Annotated in this window: 18 protein-coding genes; 11 read left to right on the forward strand and 7 right to left on the reverse strand. The window is 68.3% G+C overall.

Annotated elements, in window-relative coordinates; translation table 11 throughout:
- Positions 1-23 precede the first annotated feature (23 nt).
- The 5 genes from CKCBHOJB_RS03400 (at position 24) to CKCBHOJB_RS03420 (ending at position 4,265) form a co-directional block, all read left to right on the forward strand.
- Positions 24-1,313, forward strand: a complete 1,290-nt coding sequence (locus CKCBHOJB_RS03400) for an MFS transporter (RefSeq protein WP_281050630.1) — start codon at positions 24-26, stop codon at positions 1,311-1,313.
- 154 nt (positions 1,314-1,467) lie between these two features.
- A complete protein-coding gene (locus tag CKCBHOJB_RS03405) occupies positions 1,468-2,001 on the forward strand; it encodes a DUF3833 domain-containing protein (protein WP_281050631.1) in 534 nt (177 codons plus the stop codon).
- Entirely contained in the window at positions 1,998-3,017 is a 1,020-nt protein-coding gene (locus CKCBHOJB_RS03410; RefSeq protein ID WP_281050632.1) for an SDR family NAD(P)-dependent oxidoreductase, read from the forward strand. Before CKCBHOJB_RS03405 ends, CKCBHOJB_RS03410 begins: the two co-directional genes overlap by 4 nt.
- 9 nt (positions 3,018-3,026) lie before the next feature.
- Positions 3,027-3,533 (forward strand): nuclear transport factor 2 family protein, encoded by a 507-nt coding sequence (locus CKCBHOJB_RS03415; protein ID WP_281050633.1) that lies wholly within the window; start codon positions 3,027-3,029, stop codon positions 3,531-3,533.
- 111 nt (positions 3,534-3,644) lie between these two features.
- On the forward strand, positions 3,645-4,265 hold the full coding sequence (locus CKCBHOJB_RS03420; RefSeq protein WP_281050634.1) for an SCO family protein: 621 nt from the start codon (positions 3,645-3,647) through the stop codon (positions 4,263-4,265).
- Positions 4,266-4,330: 65 nt separating this feature from the next.
- Here CKCBHOJB_RS03420 and rpoH read toward each other — a convergent pair whose 3' ends face one another.
- From rpoH to CKCBHOJB_RS03450, 6 genes are all read right to left on the reverse strand, one after another.
- Entirely contained in the window at positions 4,331-5,182 is an 852-nt protein-coding gene (rpoH, locus tag CKCBHOJB_RS03425) for an RNA polymerase sigma factor RpoH (protein ID WP_281050635.1), read from the reverse strand.
- An 85-nt stretch (positions 5,183-5,267) separates the two neighbouring features.
- Positions 5,268-5,687: a type II toxin-antitoxin system VapC family toxin gene (locus tag CKCBHOJB_RS03430; RefSeq protein WP_281050636.1), complete on the reverse strand. Its 420-nt coding sequence runs from the start codon at positions 5,685-5,687 to the stop codon at positions 5,268-5,270.
- Positions 5,684-5,947 carry an AbrB/MazE/SpoVT family DNA-binding domain-containing protein gene (locus CKCBHOJB_RS03435; protein ID WP_281050637.1) on the reverse strand — a complete coding sequence of 88 codons (264 nt, stop codon included), beginning with the start codon at positions 5,945-5,947 and terminating at the stop codon, positions 5,684-5,686. Before CKCBHOJB_RS03435 ends, CKCBHOJB_RS03430 begins: the two co-directional genes overlap by 4 nt.
- A 138-nt stretch (positions 5,948-6,085) precedes the next feature.
- The gene (locus CKCBHOJB_RS03440) at positions 6,086-6,259 is read right to left on the reverse strand and encodes a hypothetical protein (protein WP_281050638.1); all 174 of its coding nucleotides are present in this window, start codon (positions 6,257-6,259) and stop codon (positions 6,086-6,088) included.
- An 8-nt stretch (positions 6,260-6,267) separates the two neighbouring features.
- On the reverse strand, positions 6,268-6,558 hold the full coding sequence (locus CKCBHOJB_RS03445) for a type II toxin-antitoxin system RelE/ParE family toxin (protein WP_281050639.1): 291 nt from the start codon (positions 6,556-6,558) through the stop codon (positions 6,268-6,270).
- Positions 6,555-6,863, reverse strand: a complete 309-nt coding sequence (locus tag CKCBHOJB_RS03450) for a type II toxin-antitoxin system Phd/YefM family antitoxin (protein ID WP_281050640.1) — start codon at positions 6,861-6,863, stop codon at positions 6,555-6,557. Before CKCBHOJB_RS03450 ends, CKCBHOJB_RS03445 begins: the two co-directional genes overlap by 4 nt.
- Positions 6,864-6,995: 132 nt before the next feature.
- Between CKCBHOJB_RS03450 and CKCBHOJB_RS03455 the strand changes: the two genes are divergently transcribed.
- The 6 genes from CKCBHOJB_RS03455 to CKCBHOJB_RS03480 all read left to right on the forward strand — a co-directional run bounded on the left by CKCBHOJB_RS03455 (position 6,996) and on the right by CKCBHOJB_RS03480 (position 12,754).
- Positions 6,996-7,367: a type II toxin-antitoxin system VapC family toxin gene (locus CKCBHOJB_RS03455; protein ID WP_281050641.1), complete on the forward strand. Its 372-nt coding sequence runs from the start codon at positions 6,996-6,998 to the stop codon at positions 7,365-7,367.
- A 172-nt stretch (positions 7,368-7,539) separates the two neighbouring features.
- Positions 7,540-8,610: a porin gene (locus CKCBHOJB_RS03460; protein WP_281050642.1), complete on the forward strand. Its 1,071-nt coding sequence runs from the start codon at positions 7,540-7,542 to the stop codon at positions 8,608-8,610.
- An 811-nt stretch (positions 8,611-9,421) separates the two neighbouring features.
- Complete coding sequence (locus CKCBHOJB_RS03465; RefSeq protein ID WP_281050643.1) at positions 9,422-10,534, forward strand: porin; 1,113 nt, start codon at positions 9,422-9,424, stop codon at positions 10,532-10,534.
- A 134-nt stretch (positions 10,535-10,668) separates the two neighbouring features.
- Positions 10,669-10,977 (forward strand): hypothetical protein, encoded by a 309-nt coding sequence (locus CKCBHOJB_RS03470; RefSeq protein WP_281050644.1) that lies wholly within the window; start codon positions 10,669-10,671, stop codon positions 10,975-10,977.
- A 46-nt stretch (positions 10,978-11,023) separates the two neighbouring features.
- Positions 11,024-11,542, forward strand: a complete 519-nt coding sequence (ampD, locus tag CKCBHOJB_RS03475) for a 1,6-anhydro-N-acetylmuramyl-L-alanine amidase AmpD (protein WP_281050645.1) — start codon at positions 11,024-11,026, stop codon at positions 11,540-11,542.
- A gap of 339 nt (positions 11,543-11,881) precedes the next feature.
- On the forward strand, positions 11,882-12,754 hold the full coding sequence (locus tag CKCBHOJB_RS03480; protein ID WP_281050646.1) for a transglycosylase SLT domain-containing protein: 873 nt from the start codon (positions 11,882-11,884) through the stop codon (positions 12,752-12,754).
- 94 nt (positions 12,755-12,848) lie between these two features.
- On the opposite strand, the gene CKCBHOJB_RS03485 is transcribed toward CKCBHOJB_RS03480, so the two are convergent.
- Positions 12,849-14,024, reverse strand: a complete 1,176-nt coding sequence (locus tag CKCBHOJB_RS03485) for a pyridoxal phosphate-dependent aminotransferase (protein WP_281050647.1) — start codon at positions 14,022-14,024, stop codon at positions 12,849-12,851.
- Between the last annotated feature and the right edge of the window lie 113 nt (positions 14,025-14,137).

Genomic DNA, 14,137 nt, shown 5'->3' on the forward strand with positions numbered 1-14,137 from the left:
ACTTCTCGTCCAGCCGGGGAGCCGTGCCCCTCGGGTCCGGGCCCGAAGCCGGCGGCGCCCGCGCGCTGGCGACCTACGGCGCGCTCGGCCTGCCGCTCGCCTTCGCCGCGCTGCCGATCTACGTCCATGTGCCGCAGCTCTACGCCGAGGGGCTGGGCCTGTCGCTCGCGCTGGTCGGCGCGGTGCTGCTCGCGGCGCGCATCGTCGATGCGATCACCGACCCGCTCATCGGCTGGGCCAACGACCGCCTGCCGCGCCGGCGGCTGTGGATCGCGCTCGCCCTGCCGGCGCTGGGCGCGGGCATGGTCGGACTGCTGGTGCCACCCGCGGGCGCCGGGGCGATGTGGCTGTTCGCGCTGCTGGTGGCGGTGTCGCTGGCCTACTCGGTGGCGACCATCGCCTACAACGCCTGGGGTGCGGAGGTGGCGACGACAGGCGCTGCGCGCACGCGCTTCGTCGCCAGCCGCGAGGGCTTCGCGCTCGCCGGGGTGGTGCTGGCGGCGGCCCTGCCGGCCGTGCTCGCGGGGGGCGAGGGCGAGGCGGCCGGGCTCGCGCGCCTGGCCTGGGTCTTCCTGCCGCTGCTGCTGGTGTTCGGCGGATGGACGCTGTGGCGGGCGCCGGCGCCGCCGCGCGTGACGGGCGCCAAAGAGCCGGTGTGGGCCGGCCTGCGTGCGGCGCTCGGCGAACCCGGCTTCGCCCGCCTGCTCGCGGTGTTCGCGGCCAACGGCATCGCGGCGGCGATCCCGTCGGCGACGGTGCTGTTCTTCGTCGCCGACGTGCTCGCGGCAGCGCACCTGGCCGGCCTGTTCCTCGCGTTGTATTTCCTCGCCGCGGCGGCGAGCCTGCCGCTGTGGGTGAGGCTGTCGCAGCGCGTCGGCAAGCTGCGCGCCTGGCTCGCCGGCATGGTGCTGGCCGTGGCGGTGTTCGCCTGGGCCGGGCTGCTCGGCAGCGGCGAGGTGTTCGCCTACGGCGCGATCTGCGTGCTCTCGGGGCTGGCGCTCGGTGCCGACCTCAGCCTGCCGCCCTCGCTGCTGGCCGACCAGATCGCACGCAGCCGCGGGGCGGGGCGGAGCGCGCCGCTCGCGGCTGGGGCCTGTTTTGGCTGGTGGAACTTCGTCACCAAGGCCAACCTGGCGCTCGCCGCCGGGCTGGCGCTGCCGCTGCTCGCGCTCCTCGGCTACACGCCGGGCGCGCGTGATGCGGCGGCGGTGGCGGCGCTGGCCGGGGTGTATGGCTTCGCGCCGCTGGCGCTCAAGCTCGGCGCGATCGCGTTGCTGTGGCGCTGGCGGGGGGCGATCGAGCCGGGGTGTTGAGGCGTCGCGGCTGCCGCCGCTGCCACAGGAGAAGGCTTTCGAGCGCTCGTGGGGGCCGCGCGCGAAGTACCAGCGAGCGAAGTGGGAGCGGCGGGAGCCGCGAAGAGGTGTCGCAGCGGGAAGTCGTGCCGGCTGTGCGTGGAGGAGGTGAATCGTGAGGTCCTGGTTATTGTTCTGTGCGGCCCTGTTCGGGCTGTGGGGGTGCGGCAGCGTGAATATCGACGACTATCGCGCCGAGCGGCCGGCGCTCGAGCTGCGCGAATACTTCGACGGCACGCTCGACGCCTGGGGCATGTTCCAGGACCGCTCGGGCAAGGTGGTGAAGCGCTTCCATGTGCTGATCGAGGCGCGCTGGCAGGGCGAGGTCGGCACCCTGGACGAGCGCTTCACCTATTCCGACGGCACGACCCAGCGCCGGGTGTGGACCATCACCCGGCTCGGCCCCGGGCGTTACAGCGGGCGCGCCGACGACGTGGTCGGCGAGGCGAGCGGCGAGGCCGCCGGCAACGCGCTGCGCTGGCGCTACGTGCTGGCGCTGCCGGTGGACGGCAAGGTCTACAAGGTCGATTTCGACGACTGGATGTTCCTGATGGACGACAAGGTGATGCTGAACCGCTCGGTCATGAGCAAGTTCGGCTTCCGCCTCGGCGAGGTGACGCTGAGCTTCGTGAAGCGGGCGGGAGGATGAGCGATGAGCCGGGCAGGGTGGAGGCAGTCGCGGTGAGGGCGCGTGCTTGCTGCGCGCAGGGCGGGCAGGGCGCTGCCGTGGCGGCGATCGACTGCGCTGCGGCGCAAGCTGCTCCGCGCCGCTCGGGCGCGCGGCGACGGCTGTTCGCCCCGCTCAACACGCCGATCCGCGACTGGCAGGGCAGGCGGGTGTGGATCGTCGGCGCGTCGTCCGGCATCGGCGAGGCGCTCGCGCTGGAGCTCGCCCGCCGCGGTGCGCGCCTGGCGCTGTCTGCGCGCGGGGAGACGCGGTTGCGGGCGGTGTGCGCGGCCTGCGACGCCGCGGCCGGCGTCGGCTTGCGTCCCGTGGGAGCGGGCGCGCCCGCGAATGCTGCCGTCGAGCAGGCGAATTTCGCGGGCTCGCCCGCGCCCACCGAAACCCTCTCACTGCCGCTCGATCTCGCCCGCGACGGCGACATCGAGCGTGCGCGCGACGCGCTGCTGGCGAACTGGGGCGGCTTCGATCTCGTGGTGTTCAACGCCGGCACCTACCGCCCGCTGCGCGCCTGGGAGCTGAGTGCGGAGGCCGTGCGCGAGACCCTGGCGACCAACCTCGTCGGCACCATGAGCGGCACCGCCGCGGTGTTGCCGACCCTGCTCGCGCAGGGCGCCGGCGCCATCGCGCTGGTCGGCAGCGTCGCCGGTTACGGCGGGCTGCCGAAGGCGGCCGTGTATGGGCCGTCCAAGGCCGCGCTGATCAACTTCGCCGAGACGCTGTACCTCGACCTGGCCCCGCGCGGCATCGACGTCTTCCTGATCAACCCCGGCTTCGTCGCCACGCCGCTGACCGCGCACAACGACTTCGCCATGCCGGCGCTGCAGACGCCCGCCCAGGCCGCGGACGCCATCGTGGCCGGTCTCGCGCGCGGCGCGTTCGAGATCCACTTCCCGAAACGCTTCACCCGTGCGCTGAAGCTGCTGCAATGGCTGCCGCGGCGGCTGTACTTTCCGCTCGTGCGCCGCGCGACCGGGCTTTGAGGAGGGGTGATGAACGACACGCGTACCGAGTCCGATCCGGGGGCGGCGCCCGGCGCGGGATGTTCGCGGGCCAGCCCGCGCCCACGGCAGAGCGCCGCCGCGAGGCTCGCCGCGTTCTACGAGACCCTCACCCCCGCCAGCCTGGCGACGCTCGACCGCTTCTACGCCGCCGACGCCCGCTTCAAGGACCCCTTCAACGAGGTCAGCGGCACCGCCGCCATCCGCCGCATCTTCGCGCACATGTTCGCCACCACCGAGGCCCCGCGTTTCGTGGTCACCGCGCGCATCGAGCAGGGCGAGCAGGCGATGCTGGGCTGGGCGTTCCACTTCGCGCTGCGCGGGCGCCAGTTCGTCGTGCGCGGGGTCACGCACCTGCGCTTCGATGCCGACGGCCGGGTGGTGCTGCACCGCGACTACTGGGACGCCGCCGAGGAGCTGTACGAGAAGCTGCCGCTGATCGGCGGCCTGATGCGGGTGCTGAGGCGGCGCCTGAGCGCGCGCGGCGACATGTACTGAGGCACGGCGCGCGCTCGTCCCGGCCTGCGGCGGATTGTCGCAGCGGCTTAACCGATGCCGCCGGGCGGACTATGATCGGGCGCTGATAAACACAAAAAGCAGGCGTTCCCCATGTCTTCACGTTTCCGTACGCTGTCCCGCTTCCGCAGTTTGTCCCGCCTCCTGGCCGCCCCGCTGCTCGTCCTCGGTCTGCTCGCCGGCTGCGCGCCCTCCGAGCCCGCCTTCAAGAGCACCGACATCACCGGCGCCGACTACGGCAAGCGCTTCGAGCTCACCGATCACCACGGCAAGGTGCGCACGCTCGCCGACTTCAAGGGCAAGGTCGTCACCGTGTTCTTCGGCTACACCCAATGTCCGGACGTCTGTCCCACCGCGCTGTCGGGCATGAGCGCGGTGATGGCGGAGCTCGGCGCCGACGGCGACCGCGTGCAGGTGATCTTCGTCACCGTCGACCCCGAGCGCGACACGCAGGAACTGCTGGCCGAATACGTCCCGGTCTTCGACCAGCGCTTCCTCGGCATGTACGGTTCGATGGAGAAGATCGCCGAGATCGCCAAGGATTTCCGCGTGTTCTACCGCAAGAGCGGCGACCTCGAGGGCCACTACACCATCGACCACACCGCCGGCACCTACGTCTTCGGCCCGGACGGCCGCCTGCGCCTGTACGTCAAGCACGCGGAAGACCCGCAGGTGATCGCCGCCGACATCAAGGCGCTGCTGGCGGGGAAGTGAGCGCGCCCGGCGCGTAAACGCAAAACGGCAGCGCGCGCTGCCGTTTTTTCATGGGCGAGGCCGGATCAGGCAAGCGCCGCCAGCATCCCGCGCATCTTCTGCATCGCCTTGGCTTCGATCTGGCGGATGCGCTCGGCGGAGACGCCGTATTCGGCGGCCAGCTCGTGCAGCGTGGCGCTGTCGCCTTCGCCGAGCCAGCGGCGCTGGACGATGGCGCGGCTGCGCTCGTCGAGGCTGGCGAGCGCGCTCTTGAGGCCGCTGTCCTGCAGGCGGGCGAGCTGGGTCTGCTCGATGACCTCGCTCGGCTCGGCGTGCGGGTCGGGCAGGTAGGCGATGGGTGCGAAGCGCTCGTCCTCGTCGTCGCTGCCGGCGTCGAGCGGGATGTCGCGGCCGGTCAGCCGCGTTTCCATCTCCACCACTTCCTCGGGCTTGACGCCGAGCTGGGCGGCGATCGACTGCACCTCGGCGGGCTGCAGCGTGGTGCTGTCCTGCTTCATGCCGCGCAGGTTGAAGAACAGCTTGCGCTGCGCCTTGGTGGTGGCGATCTTCACCAGGCGCCAGTTCTTCAGGATGTACTCGTGGATCTCGGCCTTGATCCAGTGGATCGCGAACGACACCAGACGCACGCCGCGCGTCGGGTCGAAGCGCTTGACCGCCTTCATCAGGCCGATGTTGCCTTCCTGGATCAGGTCCGCGTGCGGCAGGCCGTAGCCGAGATAGCCGCGTGCGATGGCGACGACGACGCGCAGATGCGACATGACCAGTTGCCGCGCCGCATCCACATCGCCCTCGTCACGCAGCCGCGTCGCCAGATCCACCTCCTGCTGCTCGCTCAGCATCGGCATGCGATTCACGCTCTGGATGTACTGATCCAGGCTGCCGGCGGCGGGAACGGGAAAGGTCAGGGCGTGTGACATGGGCTTGGGTCCTCCTTGTGCTGCGATATTAGCACTCGGGGCGTGAGAGTGCTAAGGGGCGACGGGAGTTCCGGAGTAGCCTTCTTCAGTCTTTTTCGGCGGACACCCAGTCCTCGACGCACAAACCCGCAATGCGCCTGAACTCGCGCGTGTTGTGGGTGACCAGGGTGGCGTCTTCGGCCAGCGCATGGCAGGCGATCCACAGGTCGTTCGCGCCGATCGGCGTGCCTGCCTCTTTCAGGCGGGTGGCCTGTTCCGCGTAATGCCGGCAGATGGCGGGGTCGGCGGGGTAGCGCACCGGTACCTGGCGTGCCAGGGCGTTCAGCCGCCGCAGCACCTCCGTCTTGCGGGTGCTGCGCTCGGCACCCTTCAGCAGCTCTGCCCAGGTCACGAAAGACATGCACAGGGTGTCGCTCTCAGGGAGTGCGTCGATGCGCTGCGCGATGCCGGGCGGCTGGCTCTTGATCAGGTAGATCAGGATATTCGTGTCGAGCAGGTAGATCACAGCGCCTCGCGCTCCTGCACCGGAAGCGGCGCTTCCTGCTCGGACTCGAGCGCGGCGACGAAGGCGTCGTCCACTTCGCGCAGCGCTTTCAGGGCCTGCATCAGGGCCGTGCCGCGTTGCACTCGCAAGGGGTGGATCACCAGATCGCCCGCGTCGTTGCGCGTGATGCTGACGCGGTCGGTGTCGAGGCGGAACTCTGCCGGGATACGGACCGCCTGGCTGTTACCGTTGTTGAAGACACGGCTGGGCAGTGTTTCCATGGCATCACCTCTTGTAAGTACGCTGGAGTGTGTATTTTAGTGCTCGCGTAGCAACAGGGCAAATATCCACTGTTTGTTTCGCGTGGGCGGGCTGCTCAAACCCGGAAGCTGACCTGCCTTCTGCGCTGCCCTCTTCATTCAACGCACGATGAACGCTGCCGGCGTCATGATGGGAATGCCGTGCCATGGGTTCAGCACAAGCAGATCCTTGTCCCCGCTGATGATCGCCGCCGCTTCGCCCGCGAGCGCAAGCTCCAGGAACCTGTCGTGCCGTGGATCGTGGCAGGCCGCAACCCAGCGAATGATCGGCACGACCTCTGTCAGCGGCGCGCAGGAAACTCCCGTGCGGTGTGAACGACGTTGAGCACGATCACCGAGTCATCCTTCGCTTTCACGAAGGCAATGTAGGGCAGGCGACGAAAGACGAACTCGCGTGCGCCCGGGACCCGCGCACTTGCCCGGATACGGTCCGGGAAGACGCGCAGGGCTTCGACTTCGGCAACGATGCGCGACTGGACGGACGCTGCAGTCAATGGGCCCGCTTCAGCGTAGTAATAGGCGAGAATCTCCTCGAGGTCGTCCAGCGCCTCGTCGGTCCACAGGATATTCATGCACGACGATTCCGCGCCGCCAAGCGCTCGCGCAGCAGGGCCATGGCTTCGTCATGGTCATGCAGTTTGGTCTGCCCGGCCTCCAGGCGTTCGAGCGTGGTCGTGAGCTTGTCGAAGAGCCAGCCGTCGTAACCGGGGGTCTTGTCGAGCAGGAATTCGGGCAACAGCGTGTCTGCTGCGTCCTCGATCGACACCATGATGCCGACGGGGCGATCGTTCTTGGTGATGACGACCGGCTCCCGGCGCGATGCATCGAGGAATTCGCCAAATCGGTTCTTTGCCTCGCGTGCGGTCATGACTTTCATGATCAGTGTCCTGAGTAGTGTCGAGATAGATCCATAGTAGCTACTTTAGGCGGCGTGGCAAGCGTCTGGGATGGTGGATTGGGCTTGATCTCATGTGCAACCAAGGTCATCGATTATCCAGAGAGTGCGACCATGCAAACCATCCAGGCCTCCGAATTCAAGGCCCGCTGCCTCGCCCTGATGGACCAGGTGGCGGCCTCGGGCGAGGTCGCGGTCAGCGCGATCAGCTTCTGGGAATGCGCGATGCTTGCGGAGAAGGGGCGCGGCGTCCTGCCGCTGGCCATCGAAGGCTGGCGGACAGGCCTGCTCGGCGCGGGGCTGCTCGAGATTCCGCTCGATGGCCGCATCGCGCTCGCGGCCGCGGGATTCGCCGACCTGCATCGCGACCCCGCGGATCGCTTCATCGCCGCCTCCGCGGGCGTGCGCAACGCGACCCTGGTGACGGCGGACGAGAAGCTGTTGGCATGGAACTCGGACCTGCCGAGGCTCGACGCGCGGCGCTGATGCGGGTTCTGTTGCACGTCCGCAACAACAAAGCCCGGAATGTCGCGTTTTCGCGCTTCGACGCTTGCAAGCCCGGCGTCAGGTTTGCAGAATCGCCTCAACTTCTCGCCAGAGAGGTGAGTAGGGCCGAGGCAAGTGCCTGGGTCTCAACTTCAAATTTGAGGAGAAACATATGCAAAAGAAACTGATCGCGCTGGCTGTTGCTGGCCTGGTTTCGGCTCCGGCCTTCGCTCAGTCCAACGTCACCATCTACGGTGTGGCCGACGCCGCCATGGTTTTCGGTGAGCACGGCGACAATGATCTGGCTGCTGTTGAAAGCGGTGGTCTGTCGGGCAGCCGTCTGGGCTTCCGTGGCACCGAAGATCTGGGCAACGGCCTGAAGGCCGTCTTCACCTACGAGCAAGGTTTCAATATCGACGGTAGCGATAACTCCGACGGAACTCGTGGTCTTGGCGGCAACTCGCGCCAGTCCTTCGTTGGCCTTAGCGGCGCTTTCGGCACCGTCAGTCTCGGTCGTCAGTACGCCCCTGGCTATGACTTCATTGCCGACTCGTTCGGTAGCTCCCCGATCCTCTCGCCGCAGGCCATTCTGTCGGGCGACGCCAAGTCGTCGATCGACGCATCTTCCGACGCTCGTTGGAACAACTCGATCGCCTATAACGGCGCCTTCGCGGGCCTGAAGGTTCGTGCGATCTACTCGATGGGCGCCGACGTTAGCGGCCGTACTGTCTCCACCGAGCTGGGCAACGATCCGTCGGAAGACGACGCTGCTGGTCTGGGCCTTGAGTACGCCAACGGCCCGCTGCGTCTGGTCGCGGTTTATCAGTACCTGCAAGACGGCGCGAACACCCTCGCCTCTGACGATCAGCAGGAATGGTCGGTTGGTGGTAGCTACAACTTCGGCTTCCTGACCCTGTCTGCTAACTATCAGGATGCTGAGGCTCTGGGTAACGTCCGTGGCAACGACGGCGACATCTGGCAAGTTGGCGTTGTGGTGCCGGTTGGCGCTGCTGGCAACGTGCACCTGGGTTACGGCGAAGCCGATATGGACGTGGTCGATGCCAAGGCTAAGTCCTACTCGATCGCCTACACTCACGCCCTGTCGAAGCGCACCACCGCGTACGCTGGTTACAACCGCACCGACAACGACACCGGCCTGGCCTATGGTGCCGTCGATGCCCTCACTGGCGTGACTGGCGAAGAGGCTGACGTCTTCGCGGTCGGTGTTCGTCATACCTTCTAATCTGTCACCTCGACAGGTTTGAAAGTAAAAACGGGAGCTTCGGCTCCCGTTTTTTCGTCTACCGCTAGTGCAACGGGTCGGGCTTGAAGAAGTCCGATGCGCTCGCGGAGCGAAATTGGGGACAGCCCACGATTTCTCAAGCGGAGCCTTTGTCCATTGTGCTCGTAATCCGCCGGTGACGCGCGGGGCATTCCTTCTGCAGGCTGCGGAACTCGCTTCGCTCGGACAGTCCTCGCCTGCGCCAGGAATGCCCCACACATCTGCGGCTGCCGTCGTGGCGGCTGATCGGCCGTTGGCGAGAGACTGAAGGCGTTCTCTTCCATCCACAGGCAGGCGGCCACAGTCGGAATCTCGCGCGAAGCCGGTTCCGCCCGCCCTGGTTCTGCCTCTCCGTAGTGATGCGCCCACGTTCCCAGGATGCGTGCGGGGTGTTCCTGAAGAGGCGAGGACTGTCCGAGCCGAGCGAAGCGAAGGTGAGTTCCGCAGCCTCGGAAGGAATACCCCGTGCGCGTCCTTCTCCGAGGCCTTCGAGCCGAGCGGGTTGTTGCTTCGAGCAGAGCGGGTCGATGACCTTCCCAAAGCAAGCAGCGCTCCCCGCATGCCCTCCACGAAGCGCCGACCCGCGCCGTCGCCTGCAAGCGACCCGCAGGCGAGCATCTCACCCGAATTCCGCCCGCCATTAACAAACGCGTCCCCTGCATTAACCATCCTGCGCCGGCCATTTACACGGCCTGCCTATCCTCGCCTTCGGGTTCCGGTCGCTTGATCAGGCCGGATTGCAGTGTTTCGACCGAAGCAGATGGAGATGCAGATGCAGAAGAACTTGATCGCCCTCGCCGTTGCAGGCCTCGCCGCCCTGCCGGCCTTCGCGCAGTCCAACGTCACGATCTACGGCCTTGTCGACATGGGCTACAAATGGTCCGGCGACAACATCGACGACCGGGTGGGCAGCCGCTCGGCGCTCGACTCGGGCATGAGCGCGGGGAGCCGCCTCGGCTTCAAGGGCACGGAGGATCTCGGCAACGGCATGAAGGCCGGCTTCGTGCTCGAGCAGGGCTTCAACCTCGACACCGGCACGCTGGGGCAGGGCGGCAGGGTCTTCGGGCGGCAGTCCTTCGTCAGCCTCGGCGGCGGCTTCGGCACCGTCGCGCTCGGCCGCCAGTACCCGGCCGGCTACCTGCTCACGGCGACGGTCGACCCCTTCGGCAGCGGCACCGCGGGCCAGTACAACAGCGTCTACCTGACCGAATACCGCTGGGACAACGCCGTCACCTACGTCTCCCCGACCTGGAGCGGGTTCTCGGTCTCCGCGGCCTTCACGCAGAATGTCGATGGCGACGAATCCCCGGACAACCGTGGCGAGGGCGACGTCGGCGACATCCGCGCCTGGTCCGTCGTGCCGCAATACGTCAACGGCCCGCTCTTCGCCGGCATCCACCTCCAGGAGATGCGCGCCAAGTCCACCGGCCTGTACGACGGCGAGACCGTCCGCGTGTATGACGTCGCCGGCACCTACGACTTCGGCGTCGTCAAGCTTGCCGCCTCCTACGGCCTGCGCCGCGCCAGCGCCGCCGACTTCAGCCCCGATTCGGCGGCGATCAAGGGCAAGGACTCGAAGCAGTGGTTCGTCGGCGTGACCGTGCCGGTCAGCGCGGCCGGCACCGTGCGCGCCTCCTACGTCGAGCGCACGACCGAAGTCGTGGCCGGCGGCGCGGATGCCGAGGTCGGCCAGTGGGCGCTCGGCTACGAGCACGCGCTGTCCAAGCGCACCGCGCTGTACGCGGTGTACGCGGACATCGACAACAACCGCGCCGCCAAGGACAGCGGCCTGTACGCCTCGATCGGCGACGCGATGGCGGGCGGGGTTGCGGGCGGGGACGGCTACCAGCGCGGTGTGAACCTGGGCCTGCGCCACAGCTTCTGAGCCTGGCGAGCGGCGGTGGATGCGCCGAACTGCATCAGAACGTATCCACCGCCAACTTTTCACCGCCATGGCTGTCCCTCCGAGGTTCGCGCACGCAGCGGGCGTGTTCGCGACTCGATCAGGAGATGAAGACCATGCGCAGAGTGCTTGCCGGCTCGATCCTCGCCCTTGCCGCCATGTCGGCCCATGCCGATCCCGCGGTGATGTTCGGCATCAACTACAACTTCGGCGGTGGCGGGCCCGGCCTGTCGGTGAAGGTGCTGTCGGATGACCGCGAGGACCGCACGGTGGCTTCGGTGGGCGCGAGCTGGTATCCGATGATGAACCGCGTCGGCCTCGATCTCGGCGTCGGACGCACCTTCGAGAGCGGCGCGGCCACGGTGGGCTGGGACGTGATCAACAGCGCGCCGCAGTTCAGCATCGGCTACGTCGATACCAAGTAGGCGGAAATCGGGCAGACTCCCGACTTTCCGCCGCCGTGCTGAATCCATGAAGGACCTGACCCCGCTGTGCTGCAACCACGACGAACGCCCGCCCGGCGAGACCGTGCGGTTGATCGTCGTCCACGCCATCAGCCTGCCGCCCGACGAGTTCGGCGGGCCGGGCGTGGAGCAGCTGTTCTCCAACGCCCTCGACCCCGAGGCGCATCCCTACTACGCGAGCATCCACCACCTGCGGGTGTCGGCGCACTACTTCATCCGCCGCGACGGCGAGACGATCTGCTTCGTCGATCCCGAGCGCCGCGCCTGGCATGCCGGGGTGTCGTGCTGGAACGGGCGCGAGCGCTGCAACGACTTCTCGGTCGGCATCGAGCTCGAGGGCTGCGACACCATGCCCTTCGAGCCGGTGCAGTACGAGCGCCTGGCGGCGCTGATCGCCCGCCTGAAGCGGCGCTACCCGATCGAGGCGGTGGTCGGACACGCCGACATCGCGCCCGGTCGCAAGACCGATCCGGGGCCTTTTTTCGACTGGAAGCGGCTGCACGCGCTGCTTTCCGGGCACGCATGACATGCGGGCGGGGCGCGACGCGGATAGCATGTTTTGACAAAATGCTTCGCCACGAATAGAATTCGCTTCCTGTTGCGTTGCAACAATTTATCAATTTCTGATCGGTGCGGCGCCTCCCCATCCCGGGGTAGACGCAGTTTCATGGACGCTCGCACCGCGGGGTCCGTCGTCTGGTTGCGGCGACGGGCTTGAACACCTACTGGCGACCGAGTTCGCTTGCCCATCGTCGTGGCCTACCCGCCGCGCGATGTCGGCACCGCCCACAGCGGCGGTGCCGTGCCGAGCCCCGCATCCGGGGCGGGGCGAGGCGGCGGCTCAGGCCACAGCATGGAGGACACCATGAAACACGCAACTCGATTCAACGCGCTCGCGCGTCAGGCGGGCGTTGCCGCGCTCGGTCTCGCGCACGGCGTGATGCTTTCCGCCGGCCTCGTCGGCCTGGTGAATGTGGCGAACGCCACCGACGGCCCGACCCAGGTGCGCTTCAGCGATACCTTCGTCGACACCGCGGTGGAGCCGACGGTGTCGGAGCTGGCGATGGCCTCGGGACTCGGTCTGCGGGTGTCGCCGCCGATGACTCTGGCGACGGTGGCGCCGGTGCTGAGCTACACCCCGCCGATCCGTCTGGCACCGGAACCCGAGTCCGCGCCCGAGCCCACGCTGAAGCTGGCCAAGCCGGCGGTGAAGGGTATGGACGCGCTGGGGGCCGATCCCTTCGCGCAGGATGAGGGCGAGCTCTCCGCCGAGATGGCGCGCGTCCGCGACTGGATCGCCGACACCTACCGCGTCTCCGAGAACACCATCGAGCCCGCGCTCGCCGCCGCCGAGACCCACGCCGAGGAGCTCGGCTTCGATCCGCTGCTGATCGTCGCCATCATGGCGGTGGAGTCGAGCTTCAATCCGCGCGCCGTCAGCAACATGGGCGCGCAGGGCCTGATGCAGGTGATCCCGCGCTACCACAAGGACAAGCTCGGCGCCAATCGCGGCCGCAATGCGCTGTTCGATCCGGTGGTGAATGTGCGTGTCGGCACGCTCGTGCTGCACGAGGGCCTGCAGCGCTACGGCAGCATGCAGCGCGCGCTGCAGTACTACAACGGCGCGCTGAAGGATCCGAAGGCGCGCTACACGCGCAAGGTCATGGCGCTGAAGAAGCGGCTGATGACGATCGCCGGGCGTACCGACACGCGCACGGGCGTCGAACTGGCGGGTTGATGCGCGCTCGCCTCCCGCGGCAGGCGAGGGGCGGGGCCGGATTCGTGACAGGCGGGGTGGATGCAGATCCTCCCCGCCCGTCGCCGTTTACGGTTCAGGCGCCGAGTCCGAGGGCGCGGATGCGTTCGGCCGCCTCGAGCAGGCGCGCGCTGCGCGTGGTGTAGGCGATGCGCAGGTGGCGACGCGGCAGATGGTGGCCGAAATCCAGGCCGGGAGTGGCGGCGACGCCGGCTTCCTCGATCAGCCGCCGCGCCAGAGCCTCCGAGTCGTCGCTCAGGCGCGACACGTCGGCATAGACGTAGAACGCGCCCTGCGGCTCGGTGGCGATGGTGAAGCCGAGTTCGCGCAGCGCCGGCAGCAGCACGTTGCGGCGCGCGCCGAATTCGTGGCGGCGCGCTTCGAGGATCTCCATCGTCCCGGGTGCGAAGGCCGCGAGCGCGGCGTGCTGCGCGGGCGTCGAAGGCGAGATGAAGAAGTGCTGTGCGAGCTTCTCGATCTCGCGCGCGAAGCCCGGCGGCACCACCAGCCAGCCCAGGCGCCAGCCGGTCATGCCGAAATACTTGGAGAAGCTGTTGACCACGAACAGGTCGTCGGCGGCCTCGAGCGCCGGGTGCGCGAGCGCGGTCTCGGCCTCGACGCCGTAGCTCAGGCCCTGGTAGATCTCGTCGACCAGCAGCACCCCGCCGCGGCGGCGGGTGACGGCGTGCAGCGCGGCGATCTCGTCCACGCTCAGCAGCGTGCCGGTGGGGTTGGAGGGCGTGGCCACCATCAGGCCGCGGGTGTCGGCGGTCCACGCGGCGTCGACCTGGGCGGCGGTGGGCTGGTAGCGGGTGGCGGCATCCACCGCCAGCGCCCGCGCCACGCCTTCGAAACTGCGAATCAGATGGCGGTTGGACGGATAGCCGGGGTCGGGCAGCAGCCAGGCGTCGCCGGGATCGGTGGTGGCGGCCAGCGCCAGCATCAGCGCGCCGGAGGCGCCGGCGGTGACGATGATGCGCTCGGGCGCGACGTCGGCGCGCAGGCGGTCCTGGTAGAAGCGTGCGATCGCCTCGCGCAGCGCGGGCAGGCCGAGTGCGGGCGTGTAGTGCACGTCGCCGCCGCCGATGAAGCGCTGCGCGGCCTCGACGATGGGCTGCGGCGTGGGAAAGTCGGGCTCGCCGACCTCCATGTGGATGATGTCCCGCCCCTGCGCCTCGAGCTCTCGCGCGCGGCGCAGCAGTTCCATGACGTGGAAGGGCTGGATGGCGTCGAGGCGGCGTGAGCGCTGCATGGTGGATTCCTGTGTGCACAAAGGCAAAAAGCGCCGGGGGCGCTTTCTGGTGTCGGCCGGGGCCGTGAACTGCCCGGTGGAGCGGGCCCTGTGGGAGCGGCGGCAGCCGCGAT

Source organism: Thauera sp. GDN1 (assembly GCF_029223545.1).
Lineage (GTDB): Bacteria > Pseudomonadota > Gammaproteobacteria > Burkholderiales > Rhodocyclaceae > Thauera.